At 71.3% G+C, this 12,055-nt stretch carries 13 protein-coding genes; 7 read left to right on the top strand and 6 right to left on the bottom strand.

Annotated elements, in window-relative coordinates; all coding sequences use genetic code 11:
* Position 1: 1 nt before the first annotated feature.
* The 5 genes from PKE99_RS02830 to PKE99_RS02810 all read right to left on the bottom strand — a co-directional run bounded on the left by PKE99_RS02830 (position 2) and on the right by PKE99_RS02810 (position 4,640).
* Positions 2–1,333 carry an MFS transporter gene (locus PKE99_RS02830; protein WP_156067022.1) on the bottom strand — a complete coding sequence of 444 codons (1,332 nt, stop codon included), beginning with the start codon at positions 1,331–1,333 and terminating at the stop codon, positions 2–4.
* 368 nt (positions 1,334–1,701) lie between these two features.
* Positions 1,702–2,415 (bottom strand): GntR family transcriptional regulator, encoded by a 714-nt coding sequence (locus tag PKE99_RS02825; RefSeq protein ID WP_051736615.1) that lies wholly within the window; start codon positions 2,413–2,415, stop codon positions 1,702–1,704.
* 137 nt (positions 2,416–2,552) lie between these two features.
* Positions 2,553–2,927, bottom strand: coding sequence for an aldehyde dehydrogenase family protein (locus tag PKE99_RS02820; protein WP_425566460.1), 375 nt, complete (start codon positions 2,925–2,927; stop codon positions 2,553–2,555).
* Positions 2,928–3,237: 310 nt separating this feature from the next.
* The gene (locus PKE99_RS02815) at positions 3,238–4,416 is read right to left on the bottom strand and encodes a cytochrome P450 (RefSeq protein ID WP_037039650.1); all 1,179 of its coding nucleotides are present in this window, start codon (positions 4,414–4,416) and stop codon (positions 3,238–3,240) included.
* A 35-nt stretch (positions 4,417–4,451) separates the two neighbouring features.
* On the bottom strand, positions 4,452–4,640 hold the full coding sequence (locus tag PKE99_RS02810) for a ferredoxin (RefSeq protein WP_037039648.1): 189 nt from the start codon (positions 4,638–4,640) through the stop codon (positions 4,452–4,454).
* A gap of 184 nt (positions 4,641–4,824) precedes the next feature.
* Between PKE99_RS02810 and PKE99_RS02805 the strand changes: the two genes are divergently transcribed.
* The 3 genes from PKE99_RS02805 to PKE99_RS02795 are packed head-to-tail and all read left to right on the top strand — an operon-like array spanning position 4,825 to position 7,576.
* Positions 4,825–6,024, top strand: coding sequence for a cytochrome P450 (locus tag PKE99_RS02805; RefSeq protein WP_037039646.1), 1,200 nt, complete (start codon positions 4,825–4,827; stop codon positions 6,022–6,024).
* Positions 6,025–6,029: 5 nt separating this feature from the next.
* On the top strand, positions 6,030–6,347 hold the full coding sequence (locus PKE99_RS02800; RefSeq protein ID WP_037039644.1) for a 2Fe-2S iron-sulfur cluster-binding protein: 318 nt from the start codon (positions 6,030–6,032) through the stop codon (positions 6,345–6,347).
* Positions 6,344–7,576 carry an NAD(P)/FAD-dependent oxidoreductase gene (locus PKE99_RS02795; protein ID WP_037039641.1) on the top strand — a complete coding sequence of 411 codons (1,233 nt, stop codon included), beginning with the start codon at positions 6,344–6,346 and terminating at the stop codon, positions 7,574–7,576. The genes PKE99_RS02800 and PKE99_RS02795 overlap by 4 nt, the downstream gene beginning before the upstream one ends.
* 19 nt (positions 7,577–7,595) lie before the next feature.
* On the opposite strand, the gene PKE99_RS02790 is transcribed toward PKE99_RS02795, so the two are convergent.
* On the bottom strand, positions 7,596–8,300 hold the full coding sequence (locus PKE99_RS02790) for a FadR/GntR family transcriptional regulator (RefSeq protein WP_051736614.1): 705 nt from the start codon (positions 8,298–8,300) through the stop codon (positions 7,596–7,598).
* Positions 8,301–8,421: 121 nt separating this feature from the next.
* On the opposite strand from PKE99_RS02790, the gene PKE99_RS02785 reads away from it, so the two are divergent.
* Genes PKE99_RS02785 through PKE99_RS02770 form a run of 4 tightly spaced genes read left to right on the top strand, consistent with a single transcriptional unit; the run spans position 8,422 to position 12,051 of the window.
* Entirely contained in the window at positions 8,422–9,966 is a 1,545-nt protein-coding gene (locus PKE99_RS02785) for an FAD-dependent monooxygenase (protein WP_051736613.1), read from the top strand.
* Positions 9,963–10,751, top strand: coding sequence for an alpha/beta hydrolase (locus tag PKE99_RS02780; protein WP_063739619.1), 789 nt, complete (start codon positions 9,963–9,965; stop codon positions 10,749–10,751). Before PKE99_RS02785 ends, PKE99_RS02780 begins: the two co-directional genes overlap by 4 nt.
* Positions 10,748–11,188, top strand: coding sequence for a nuclear transport factor 2 family protein (locus tag PKE99_RS02775; RefSeq protein WP_037039638.1), 441 nt, complete (start codon positions 10,748–10,750; stop codon positions 11,186–11,188). The genes PKE99_RS02780 and PKE99_RS02775 overlap by 4 nt, the downstream gene beginning before the upstream one ends.
* Before the next feature lie 2 nt (positions 11,189–11,190).
* Positions 11,191–12,051: a fumarylacetoacetate hydrolase family protein gene (locus tag PKE99_RS02770; protein ID WP_037039636.1), complete on the top strand. Its 861-nt coding sequence runs from the start codon at positions 11,191–11,193 to the stop codon at positions 12,049–12,051.
* Positions 12,052–12,055 lie beyond the last annotated feature (4 nt).

The raw sequence follows: 12,055 nt of genomic DNA, 5'->3' as shown, positions 1-12,055 counted from the left end.
CTTACAGGGCGCTGCGGCTGGTCTCGGCGGCGAAGAACACCGCGACGACCGTGAGCAGGCAGGTCGCGCCGATGAACAGCGAGATCCCGGCCGTCCCGCCGGTCGCGGCCAGGATCGACGCGCAGATCAGCGGGGCGAAGCCGCCGCCGACGGTGCCGGCGATCTGGTAGCCGAGCGAGGCGCCGGTGTAGCGCTGGGTCGTGGGGAACAGCTCGCCGAGCCAGGCGCCGAGCGGGCTGTAGACGATCGCGTGGGTGAACGCCGCGAGCGAGATGCCCAGGTACATGGCCCCGACGCTGCCGGTGTCCATCAGCCAGAACATGATCGGGATGCTCAGCGCCTGCAGCACCGCACCGACCCCGACGACGACGCGCCGCCCCCACAGGTCGGACAGGTAGGCGAAGACCGGCTGGAACACCAGGCCGATGGCCGCGGAGACGAGCACCGCGTTGAGGATGTCCGCCCGCGGAAAGCCGTCCTGGATGCCGTAGCTGACGATCCAGGTGCCGTACACGGCGCTGGCCGCGAATGCACCGAGCACCAGCGCGATCGACAGCAGCAGGTTCTTCGGGTGGCGCAGCACCTCGACCAGAGGCACCTTCGGCGCCTCTGCCTGCTGCGCCTCCTCGCGGGCCTGCTTGAAGATCGGGCTCTCCTGGACGCCGAGCCGGATCCACAGGCCGATCACCACGAGCACGGCCGAGATCAGGAAGGGGATTCGCCAGCCCCAGTCGAGGAAGGCGTCACCCGTCAGCGCCGAGGCCAATGCGAACACACCGTTGGCCAGCAGGATGCCGCCGTAGAGACCCATCTGCGCGACAGAGCTGGACAGCCCTCGACGCCTGGGCGCGTGCTCCATGGTCATGAGCACGGCGCCGCCCCATTCGCCACCTGCGGAGACGCCCTGGATCAGGCGCATCAGCACGAGCAGTAGCGGCGCCGCGATGCCGATGGACGCGTACGTGGGCAGCAGACCCACGACCGTCGTCGAGACGCCCATCAGCACGATGGACAGCACGAGCATGCCCTTGCGGCCGACCCTGTCCCCGAAGTGGCCCCAGATGATGCCCCCGATGGGCCGGGCGAAGAAGCCCGCTGCGAGGGTGGCGAACGAGGCCAGGGTGCCCGCCGTGGAGCTGAACTCGGGGAAGAACAGCCGGTTGAACACCGCCGCGGACGCGATGCCGAAGAGATAGAAGTCGTACCACTCGATGACGGACCCGAAGAAGCTCGACACGAGCACCCGGTTCCGCATGCGGCGGCTGGATTGCTGGGCGGGATCGACTGCCGAAGTGCCGTCGGCACTGGGGGCAGCGATCTGCGAGTCGGTCACCGTCGACCTCCGTGGTGGGAGCACGACCAGGCGACTACCCGATCGTATATTCTCGTTCAGAAGAATATACGTTTCTGCGGCGCACTGTCCAGAGCCTGCGACCTGGGTGCCTGCGCGACGGAGGGTGTGGCGATCACACGTCCTGATGCGCGGCTGAGTCGACGAGCTCGAGGTGGCGAAGCTCGACGTCCGCCGACGCCCCTGGGCACGCGGCCCTCGCCGAGACGTGTGCTGACTGATGCAGGCGCGGCCTCGTGACGGGCGGCGGCGAGCGGCGCCCCGCCGACCCGAGGAGATGCACGCCCTCGGCACCAGATCAGACCCTCGGCGGGCGCTCGGGCGCTTGCTTCCGGTCGGCTCCCGGCGGGTCAGCCGGCGAGGCGGCCCGGACCCCGAGGGGTATGCGGCGCGTCCGGCTCGCCCCAGAAGTCCAGAGAGTCCAGCCACTGCATGAGCAGGTCGCCCGTGCCCATGAAGTGGTCCTTGGCCAGCACGCGTGCCTGGTCGACGTCCCCTGCGGCGATGGCGTCGATCAACGGGGTGTGCTGGGTGCGGTTCACGTCGGACCAACCCGGCACGACGTGGAAGTTCTCCGGGAACTGCAAGGGGACGAGCCTGCTCGCCGCCCCGGCGAACCACTCCAACTTGGGCGCGTCCGCGATCATCGACACGTAATGGTGCAGCGCCGAGTTCAGCGAGGTGGCCAGGTGTCCGTCGGACGGGTCTGCGTCGCGGATCTGGGCGTCCAGCTTCCGCAGCTCGTCCACGTCCCGAGCCGTGGCACGGGTGGCGGCACGTGCCGCGAGCTCGCCTTCGGCGGTGCCCCACATCAGGTAGGTGTCCTCGACGTCCTTACGGCGGACCGCCGACACCCGGAAGCCCCGGTTCGGCTCGTGGGTCACCCAGCCGTCCTGGGTCAGCAGCAGGAGTGCCTCTCGAACGGGCGTCACGCTCACCCCGAGCTGCTCCGCGAGCTGGCCCAGTCGCAGGGGCTCGCCCGGCTGCACGGTGCGGGCCATGATCTGGTCCCGGATCGCGCTCGCGACGTTGCCGCGCAGCTGCTCCTTCCCCGTCCGTCCCACGAGCCGATCCTACCGATCCCCTCGATCGCCGACAGTGATGATGTGATGACGCAAGGTCGACCCTTGTCGAGACCGTCGCCGCCAAGGTCTCGTACCAAGCTCGCCCATCAGCGAGGACCATGCCCAACCTCAGCAGGTCACGAACTCGGATCGAGGTGGACGTCTTCGACATTCTGGTAACTGTGCAGGCCCTCCGGCCCCAGCTCCCGGCCGATTCCGTTGACCCCGAGCTCGCCGAAGGGCGCGGTCGGGTCGTTGGCACAGGCGTTGATCCCGATCGTGCCGGTGGCGACGCGGCAGGCCACGGCCTCGCCCCGCTCCCCGTCCCGGGTCCACACCGAGCCGCCAAGCCCGTGGTCGCCGCCGTTCGCGGTCGCGACGGCCTGGTCCTCTTCGCTGTCGGGAATCACCGACAGCACCGGGCCGAAGGTTTTTTCCCGGTGATCGTGTACTTGTTGTCCACGTCGGCGGAGACGGTGGGTTCCACGAGCCAGCCGTGGTCCAGACCGCATCGTCGACCAGCTTGCCGGACGCCGAATCCCTGCCGCCTCGCTTGACGGCTTCGTGCAGCTGTACCCACCGAGCGTCCGCAGTCGGTCTTGGCTGCCGAGCCGGGCTGGTCGGTGGACTCGGCACCCACCACGAGCCGACCACCGTCCCAGTGGTCGCCTTATTTCGTATCTTCGCCGACGCTGCCGCGTTCGCCGCGCCACCCCGCCAGACCCCGCGATGCGCCCGGTCAACGGCGGGCTCTTGGCCGGTCCCCCGGTGGTCGCCTGGTGGCCGCCAACCAGCCGGCGGGCCAGAGGTCCGGTGCCCCAGTCAACGGAGCTCGAGTCCGTCGACCGGGAGCCGTTCCAGGCCGCGGACGACGTTGTTCAGGTGGCGCACGGGCTCGCCGACCCGGAACCGGCGGACCCGCGTGGCCAGTGCCGTGAGCACCGCGTGCGCCTCGAGGCGGGCGAGGGCTTGGCCGGCGCAGGCGTGGGTGCCGTAGCCGAAGGCGAGGTGGTCGACGGGGTTTCTGGTCACGTCGAACCGGTCCGGCTCGGGGTAGCGGCGCTCGTCGCGGTTGCCCGACCCGTAGAGCAACAGGACCTGGGAGCCGGAACGAACGGGGGCGCCGTCGATCTCGATGTCCCCGGTGACCGTGCGCCCGAAGCCCTGGACGGGGGCGTCGTAGCGGAGCACCTCGTTGAGTGCGCTCGGCACGAGGCCGGGGTCCGCGGTGACGAGGTCCCACTGGTCCGGGTGGGTGCCGAGCAGGTGGACCGCGTTCGCGATGGCGTTGATGGTGGTGTCGAGCCCGGCGGAGGTGTAGGCGGCCAGCAGCGGGATGCACGACTCGCGCCCGATGCGGCCCTCGTCGGCGGCACGGAAGATGTCCCGCCCCATGCTGCCCTCCTTCAGGTCCGTGGCTTGCAGCGTGCCCAGCCAGCCGAACATCTCCCCGATCGCGTCCAGCCCCCCGAGGGTGCGCTCGTTCAGCGGGCCGAAGACGGTGAAGGTCGCGTCAGCCCAGCCGAGCATCTTCGGACGCGCGTCGTCCGGGATGCCGATGAGGTCGAACACCACCGAGAAGGGGAAGGCCACAGCAAGGTCGGTGACTGCGTCGAACGAGCCCCTCTCGACCAGCTCGTCGACGAGCCGTTCGGCCCGGCCGGCGATCTCGGCCTGCAGCGGCCGAACGGCCCGCGGACCGAGCCGTGCAGAGAGCACCGCCCGCAGGGTGTCGTGAAACGGTGGATCGCTGGCCAGCACCGACCCGACGAGCATCCGGTTCACCGGCTCGTTGAGGGCGATCCCGCGGGAGGAGAAGCCCGCCCAGTCAGCGAGCGCCCGCCGGACGTCGGCGTAGCGCGGGATCGCCCAGACGTCGAGGGCGCTCAGACGGACGGCGCCGCCCCGGTCGCGCAGGTCGCGGTAGACGGGATAGGGGTCGACGAGGACCTCGTCGCTGAACAGGTCGACCTCCGAGTGGGAGGTGCGGGTGAGCGTCATCGCTGTGCCTCCGATCGAGGGATGGACGGCGGCTGTCAGTCCATCGTCAGAGCGGCGACCGGGCACACGCGGACCGCGGCCTCGGCGACACCGGACAACTCCGGTTCGACCTCCTCGGCGTCGAGGACGAGCTCCCCGTCGTCGTCGAGGTGCAGCAGCGACGACGCCTCGTCGACGCAAAGGCCGTAGCCCTCACAGCGGTCCCGGTGCACGGACAATCTCATGGCAGCTCCTTCAGCCACTCAAATAACACGAACCTTTCGGGTTGTATCACGGCATGGTGTCGAGGGCGGCAAGCGGTGTCAAGGAGGACTCGAGCCGCTTGACACCCCCGACGGGCGCCAGCAGAATCCACCGAAGTACGCAAAGTATTCGGGTATTTTAGGCACTGACTGTCGAGGAGGACGAGTGGCCGTCACGGCATCGGGGATCCGTTGGATCGACGACATCGACATCGCCGCGCTCGAAGCCGATCCGTATCCGCTCTACGCCCGGATGCGGGCCGAGGCGCCGTGCGTGTTCGTCCCGGCGTTGAACGCCTACCTGCTGACGACCTACGACGAGGTGCGCGCCTTCCTCGCCGACACCGATCTCGGCCGCGCACCGAGCGTCCAGCCGGTGCTCGAACGGACCTTCGGCCCGGAGAACATCCTCATCGCCGACGGCGAGGTCCACCGTGACCGCCGCGCGTCCGTCGATCCCCCGCTGCGGCGAGGCGCGGTGTCGGGCTACATCGAGGACCTGGTCCGTCCGATCGCCGCGCAGGAGGCGGCGCAGCTGCCCGTCGCGGGCACCTGCGACGTCGTCGCGGAGTACCTGGAGCCGGTCAGCACGAGGGGCCTCGCTGCCATGCTCGGCATCGGCGACGTGCCGTCGGAGACGCTGCGCCGCTGGTTCCACACCATCATCGGTGCAGCGGGCAACTACACCTTCCAGGAGGATCCCTTCCGTAAGAGCGACGAGGTCGTCGCGGAGATCAAGGACACCCTCGAGCCGATCCTCAGCCGGCTCGAGACCAATCCCGACGGCTCGGGCCTGTCGCACCTGCTGCACGCCGGCATGCCACCCGGCCGGACACGGTCGCGTGAGGACATCTACTCCGCGTTCCTGATCGAGCTCACCGGCGGGATGCAGGAACCGGGACATGCTGCGGCCACCACCCTGCTGGGCCTCCTCCAGGAAGGCACCTACGGCGAGATCGTCGCCGACCCCGATCTGATTCCCACGGCCCTCGCCGAGGGCCTCCGCTGGATCGCGCCGATCGGTGGCGTCTTCCGCGAGACGACCCGTGCGGTCACGATCCACGGCCAGGAGCTACCGCCGGGGTCCGTCGTGTGGTGCATGGTCGCCTCGGCGAACCACGATGAGCGCCGGTTCAGCGACGGGGGTCGCTACCAGCTCCGACGCTCCGGCCCCACCCATCTGTCCTTCGGCGGAGGCCGGCACTTCTGCGCCGGGAACGTGTTCGGCCGTGAGCTCGCCCGGATCGCGCTGGAAGAGCTCGTCGCGGCGGCGCCCGCCCTGCACCTGGCGGAGGCGGGCTGGGCGATGAAGGGGTGGCTCTTCCGCTCGCCCCAGCAGCTCCACGTGACCAGTGGGGAGGCCTGAGCGCGATGCCCACCCTGACCTTCGTGCTGCCCGACGGGACGCGTCGCACCCTCGAGGGGAAGGCCGGCCTCTCCGTCATGGAGGTGGCAATGGCCGAGGACCTGCCGGGCATCATCGCCGAGTGCGGCGGGAACGCCATGTGCGCAACCTGCCACGTATACGCCGGCGCGACCGACCGGCTACCGCCGGTGTCGGAAGTCGAGGACGAGATGCTCGATTCCACGGCCGCACCGCGGACACCGGCGAGCCGGCTGTCCTGCCAGGTGCAGATCGCCGACAACTGGGACGGGATGACCTTCGACGTCCCGGAGACGCAGCTGTGACCGTCGTCGTGATCGGCGCGGGGCACGGCGGCGTGCAGGTCGCCGCGTCGTTGCGGGCGGAGGGGCACCGCGGTCCCGTGGTCCTGCTGGACGGGCAGGACCACCTCCCCTACCACCGCCCGCAGCTGTCGAAGGAGTTCCTCGGACCCGGTGCCGGGGATCCGCAACTGCTGCGCAGCGCGTCGTTCTTCGCCGACCAGGACATCGACCTGCGCCTGGGCACCGCCGTTGCCGCGCTGCACCCGGCCCGACGCCGGGTCGAGCTGCGCGACGGCGGGGCGGTCGACTACACGCACCTCGTCCTGGCGCTCGGATCGTCGCTGCGGCGGCTGCAGGTGCCGGGCGTCGAGCTGGACGGGATCGCGCAGCTGGGGTCGCTCACCGACGCCGCCGCGTTGCGGGCGCGACTGGATGCGGCCCGGGACGTCGTCGTGGTCGGCGGCGGGTTCCTGGGCCTCGAGATCGCCGCGGCCTGCGCCGACGTCGGGCGCGCAGTCACCGTGGTCGAGCCGCAGGCCCGGCTCCTGGCCCGGGCCGTGGCGCCCCCGGTCTCCGACGCGGTCCGGCGGGCCCACGAGGCCGCGGGCACCGTCCTGCACGTGGGCACCGGCGTGCAGCGGTTCCTCGGACGCGCCGGACAGGTCAGACGCGTCGTGCTCTCGGACGGCTCGGAGTTCCCGGCGGACCTCGTGGTGATCGCGGTGGGGGTCGTGGCGAACAGCGGCATCGCCGAGGCCGCCGGTCTCGCCGTCGACGACGGCGTGCTGGTCGATCCGTGGCTGCGGACCTCCGTCCCCGACATCTTCGCTGTGGGGGACTGCGTGGCGCGCCCGGACCGCGAGCTCGGCGCCCCACGGCGCATCGAGTGCGTGCAGAACGCGATCGACCAGGCCCGCCACGTCGCGTCGTCGATCGCACACGGCCTCGGCGAGCCGTACGGCAAGGTTCCCTGGTTCTGGACCCACCAGTTCGCGCTGCGGGTGCAGACCGTCGGGCTCGGCTTCCCCGACGACGACTGCGTGCTCGTGGGCGATCCGGACGGCGACGGTTTCTCCGTCTGCCGCTTCCGCCGGGGACGGCTCGTCGCCGTCGAGTCGGTGAACCGCCCGCGCGACCACATGGCCGCGCGCCGGCTGCTGTCCGGCGGGGTGCTGCCCGTCCCGGCCGAGGTCGGGTCCGCCGGGTTCGACCTGAAGGACCACGAGCTCGCGACCCGCGGGACCGCCTGACCAGGCGCGCCGCGCTCCCTCAGTCCGGCGGTGCGACGGGCGCGGCGTTCGGCGAGGTCAACGCCCGGTGCGCGACGACGGCCCGCGAGGTGCGCGCCGGGTCGCCCGCGGCGATCGCCGCGACGAGCTCGGCGTGCACGTCCACCCGCCTGCCCAGGTAGGCCGCGTCCTCGTCGGCGGTGTCGGCGTCGGGCCTGCTGGGCAGGCCCTCGACCTGAGCCATGGTGCTCAGGTAGACGCTGCGGGCGATCTCGTTCGGGGTGATCTCGGCGATGCGCCGGTGGAGGGCCCAGTTGGCCTGCAGGAAGTCGGCCCGGCTGGCGGCATGGGTCCGCATCGTCGCCACGATCGCCTCGAGGTCGCGGACGTCCCGCCGAGTGCGGTGCAGAGCCGCGTCGACGTCGATCAGCTCCTCGAGGGCGTCCCGGACCGCGAGTGCGTCCGTGACCCGCGCGGGGTCCTGGGACACCGACAGCAGTGTGTGCCGCAGGCGGACCACCGCCGCAGGCTGCGCGACGAAGAGCCCACCGCTGCGGCCGAGCTTGACGTCGACGGCGCCGCGCTCGGCGAGCAGCCGGGCCGCCTCGCTGATGGTCGCGCGGCCGAGACCGGTCTGCTCGCGCAGCTCGTCCATCGTGGCGATACGGCTGCCCGGGGCCAGCTCACGCTCGACGATCCACCGCTCGATCTCGGTGGCCAGCGACTGGGCGCGCGTCTGCGGCACGGAAAACACCCGACCACTTTACGACGCGGACTTGACATCCGGCGCGAGGCGCCGAAGGATCCCTTAAACACCCGAAGGATTCGTGAGTTTCAGCGCGAGGGCGCGTGAAATGGAGCAACGAATGAGTGACACCGTCGACGTCGTCATCGTCGGGTTCGGCCCGGCCGGGGAGATGCTGGCCTCGCTACTGGGGCAGCGCGGGCATCGCATCGTCGTGTGCGAGAGGTTCCCGGAGCCCTACGGGCTCCCCCGGATGAGCACCCTCGACGGCGAGGTCGCGCGGCTGCTGCAGCACGCGGCGGACCCCGCGGAGGCGCTCGCCGAGTCGCTGCCGATGCGCACCGTCGAGATCTGGGGTTCCGACGGCGAGCAGAAGGGCCGGTTCGACTGGGACTACAAGCGGGGCGGTCACTGGTCGCACCTGACCCTGCACCAGCCGAACATCGAGGCGGCGATGGAGCGGCGCATCGCGACGCTGCCCAACGTCGAGGTCCGGTGGGGTATGAGCGTCGTGGGCCTGCGCGCCGAGGGCGAGGGGTACGCCGTCACCACGTCCACCGGCGACACGGTGACCGCCCGGTACGTGGTGGGCATGGACGGCGCCAGCGGCTTCGTGCGCGACGCCGTGGGGATCGACGTCGAGGTGATCCACCGCCATCATGACCGCTGGATCCTCACGGACTACGACGTGCTCCAGCCCCTGCCCCACGACCTGGAGAACAGGTGCTACTTCGATCTCGACTTCGACCAGCCGTACTTCTGGGGGCCCAACGGGGCCGGCCGGGTCCGGTCGGACGTGCGGATGCTCCCGGGTGAGGACGAGGAGGTCGAGGCCGCCGAGGAGCGCGGCCTGGAGTTTCTGGAGCGGCGAGTGGGCATCCCGCGCGAATGTGTCCGCCAGACCCGTCGAAAGCTCTACACCTTCCGCAGCCAGATCGTCGGCGCGATGCGGAAGGGCAACGTGTTCATCGGCGGCGACTCCGCCCACGCGATGACCCCCTATATGGCGCAGGGCGCCTGCACTGCGATGCGCGACGCAGCCAACCTGGCGTGGAAGCTGGATCTCGTGCTGCGCGGCCTCGCCCGGGACGCGCTGCTCGACACCTACGAGGCGGAGCGGCTCTCGCACGCCCGCTTCTTCGTGGAGGGGTCGCTGGCCGCCTACAAGATGGTCAATCCCGCCACCCCCGAGGAGGCCGCGGCTCGGGACGGCTACCTGGCCGCCACCGGCGGGGACGTCACGCCCCCGATCCCGCCGCTGCGCAACGGCGTCCAGCACCGCGCGGCGGACGGCGAGTACGGGGACCAGGCCGGCGAGGTCGCGATCCAGGGCGTGGTCCGCATCGGTGAGCGGGAGGGGCTGCTGGACGATCTCGTCGGCTACGGGTTCCAGCTGATCTCCACGCTGCCGCTCGAGGACGTCCTGGGTGCCGCGCGCCTGGCCCGCCTCGCCCAGCTCGGCGTGCAGGTGCTCCACCTCGGCGACGGCGGGGTCGTGGACGTCGAGGGCATTCTCCGGGACTACCTCGCCGAGCACGGCGCCACCACCCTGCTCTCCCGGCCCGACGTGTACCTGTTCGGCCTGGCCGCGGGCGCGGACGACTCGCTGGCCCTGGTCGACGATCTGCTCGCCCAGATCCCCGCCCCGGCCCCGGTGCCCGCGTGAGTGACCCCGTGGAAGCGGTGCGTACCCACGAGTTCGCGCCCGGTCTGCGGCTGGACGTGTACCCGGCACCGGCGCGCAGCTGCGGCACCGTCGTCCACCTGCACGGCGGCGGGTTCGTGGCGGGTGATCGCACGATGCACCGGGAACGGATGCGGGCACTGGCCGGGCACGGCATCACCGTCGTGGCGCCGGACTACCGGCTCGCCCCCGCGGCACGGTTCCCCGACCAGATCGACGACGTGCGCGCGGCGCTCGCGTGGGTTCGCGGGCATCTCGACGAGCTCGGGGCGGGCACCGACGCGGTGGGGCTCTGCGGCGCCTCGGCGGGCGCGGTGCTCGCCGCCCTTGTCGGCCTGTCCGGCCCGGCTGACGTGCAGGCCGTGGTGTCCTGGTTCGGGTTCAGCGACATCGCGGCCTGCTACTCCCGCAGCCCGCTGGAGCAGGCCCTGCTCCCGCCGACAAGCCCGGCGCACGCGCTGCTCGGCGTCGACGACCTGGCCGCCGTGCCGGACCTGGTCCGCGAGGCGAGCCCGGTCAGCCACGTGCACGCCGCGGCACCGCCGTTCCTCATCGCGCACGGGGACCGCGACCGGATCGTCGACATCGGCGAGAGCAGGCGGCTCCACGAGGAGCTGACGCGGGCAGGCGCCCGAAGCACCCTGATGGTCCTCGGCGGCGCGGGCCACGAGGACCCGGCCTTCGACGAGCTGTCGACGATCGCCATCACGGCGGCGTTCCTGCGCAGCCACCTTCAGACCGCGACGAAGCAAGGAGACGGGTCATGAACGACACCAGCCTGAGCGAGGCCCGCGTCGAGGACCGGGCGTTGATCGCCGCGGTGATGCACCGCTACTGCACCATGGCGAAGGAGCAGGCGGACTTCGCCGGGATGGCCGTGCTCTACACCGACGACGCCACGATCCGCTTCCCCGACGGCCTCGAGGTCGGCCCGCACGAGATGGCGAAGGTCGTCAAGGGCTCCGAACCGACCATGATCCAGCACCACGCCACCACGATGGACATCGAGTTCGTCGGCGCGGACGAGGCCGACGTCCGGACCATGTACATCGCGATCACCGACGAGGCCGCACCCGACCACTGGGGCCGCTGGGAGGACCACTTCGTGCGCCGACCCGACGGACGCTGGCTGATCAGCGACCGGTCGATCGTCGTCACCGGTGCGGCCCCCGGCGGCTGGCTCGCCCGCCAGTACGGGAGCTGAGCATGCGGATCATCGGATACGAGTGGGAGGGCGCGGTCCACGTGGCCGCGCGGGACGGCGAGGCGCTCATCCCGCTGGGCCCGGTCGCGGAGTTCTGGCAGGACCCCGACGCGGCGCTCGAGGCGGGTCTGCGGGCGGGCACCCGGATCCCCGGGGCGAGCGTGCGGCTCGCGCCCCCGGTCAAGCCGTCGGCCCGCATCCTCTGCGTCGGGCTGAACTACCGCGAGCACGCGGCGGAGGGGCCGTTCGACGTCCCCGAGCACCCGACGATCTTCGGGCGCTGGACGCCGTCGCTCGCCGTCGGCGACACCCCGGTCCGGGTCCCCGTCGACGAGGAGGGGCTGGACTGGGAGGCCGAGCTGCTGGTCGCGGTCGGGCGTCCGCTGAGCTGCGCCGAGCCGCACGAGGCCGAGACGGCCGTCTTCGGCTATGCCGCGTTCAACGACATCACCGCCCGACGCGCCCAGAAGCTCACCACCCAGTGGACACTCGGCAAGAACGCCGACCGCAGTGGCCCCATGTCCGAGCTCGTCACCCGGGACGAGGTCGGCGAGCTCGGCCGCCGCAAGGTGATCAGCCGGGTGAACGGCCAGGTCATGCAGGAGTCCACCACCGACCAGATGATCTTCGGAGTCCCGGACGTACTCGCCTTCATCAGCCGGACCTTCACCCTCACCCCGGGAGACCTGATCGCCACCGGCACCCCGGCAGGCGTCGGGTACGCCCGCAACCCCCCGCGGCTCCTGCAGCCCGGCGACGTCGTCGAGGTCGAGGTCGAGGGAATCGGCGCCGTGAGCACGCCGGTCGAGGATCACCGCGCCGGCGTTCACAGCGCCGGAATCCACGGCGCCACCGGAACGTGAGGGG

The organism is Pseudonocardia halophobica, assembly GCF_027922425.1.
Lineage (GTDB): Bacteria > Actinomycetota > Actinomycetes > Mycobacteriales > Pseudonocardiaceae > Pseudonocardia > Pseudonocardia halophobica.
Note: the sequence above shows the minus strand (reverse complement) of the source record. Positions and strands in the feature narration are given on the sequence as shown.

Coding starts and splice junctions, on each gene's coding strand:
- PKE99_RS02815 (WP_037039650.1), bottom strand. CDS start 4,416: ATGACGCTCACCCGCACCTCCCACTCGGAGGTCGACCTGTTCAGCGAC.
- PKE99_RS02785 (WP_051736613.1), top strand. CDS start 8,422: ATGAGTGACACCGTCGACGTCGTCATCGTCGGGTTCGGCCCGGCCGGG.
- PKE99_RS02800 (WP_037039644.1), top strand. CDS start 6,030: ATGCCCACCCTGACCTTCGTGCTGCCCGACGGGACGCGTCGCACCCTC.
- PKE99_RS02770 (WP_037039636.1), top strand. CDS start 11,191: ATGCGGATCATCGGATACGAGTGGGAGGGCGCGGTCCACGTGGCCGCG.
- PKE99_RS02810 (WP_037039648.1), bottom strand. CDS start 4,640: ATGAGATTGTCCGTGCACCGGGACCGCTGTGAGGGCTACGGCCTTTGC.
- PKE99_RS02820 (WP_425566460.1), bottom strand. CDS start 2,927: ATGCGGTCTGGACCACGGCTGGCTCGTGGAACCCACCGTCTCCGCCGA.
- PKE99_RS02775 (WP_037039638.1), top strand. CDS start 10,748: ATGAACGACACCAGCCTGAGCGAGGCCCGCGTCGAGGACCGGGCGTTG.